At 64.4% G+C, this 739-nt stretch carries 1 protein-coding gene and 1 pseudogene; both read right to left on the bottom strand.

The genetic code is table 11. The features are described 5' to 3' along the window. Nucleotides 1–166: 166 nt before the first annotated feature. Complete coding sequence (fdxA, locus tag SB4_RS18525) at nt 167–508, bottom strand: ferredoxin FdxA (RefSeq protein WP_042486955.1); 342 nt, start codon at nt 506–508, stop codon at nt 167–169. Between the two features lie 29 nt (nt 509–537). After that, nucleotides 538–739 (bottom strand): annotated as a pseudogene (locus tag SB4_RS20235) (RNA-binding S4 domain-containing protein); the annotation flags it as partial.

Raw genomic sequence — 739 nt, 5'->3', positions numbered from 1 at the left:
TTGCTCGCGAACGCCCCATTGGTCGCCATTCCATCTTTCCTCCCCTGCAAGGGGAGGGGGACCATGCGGAGCATGGTGGAGGGGTGTCCCGCTCTCGATGGGGGAACACCCCTCCGTCAGGGCTTCGCCCTGCCATCCCTCCCTTAAAGGGGAGGAATGATCGGGGTCAGTCGCCCTTGCCGGGTTCCGGGCTGAAGAACTGGTCGTATTTGTTCTCGACGCCCTTCATCGCATCGGCGTCGGGCGGCGTCTGGTCCAGCTTGCGCGTGACGTTGGGCCACTGGGCGGAGAAGGTGTTGTTCAGCTCCAGCCACTGCTCCAGACCGCTTTCGGTGTCGGGCAGGATCGCCTCGGCCGGGCATTCCGGCTCGCACACGCCGCAGTCGATGCACTCGGACGGGTTGATGACGAGCATGTTCTCGCCCTCATAGAAGCAGTCGACGGGACACACCTCGACACAGTCCATATACTTGCAACGAATGCAGGCATCGGTGACGACGTAGGTCATGACAACTCCCAAGGTACGAACGCGTGCTGCTATGCCGCATGTGGCGATCCGTCAACGCTTGAAGTCGGGGAAGTGACCAGATCGCAATAACAGGCGCGCCCTTCGGCGGGCGGGCCGCGCCGAACGGGCAGCGACTCCACGCGCAGGACGCGGACATCCCCGGCTTGCGCGAAGGTCAGGATGCTGCCTACCCGGACCGGGGCATGGGCGCGATCGATCGCGCGGCCGTCC

The sequence above is a fragment of the Sphingomonas sanguinis genome, from assembly GCF_001476905.1.
In the GTDB taxonomy this organism is placed as follows: domain Bacteria; phylum Pseudomonadota; class Alphaproteobacteria; order Sphingomonadales; family Sphingomonadaceae; genus Sphingomonas; species Sphingomonas sanguinis_B.
Note: the sequence above shows the minus strand (reverse complement) of the source record. Positions and strands in the feature narration are given on the sequence as shown.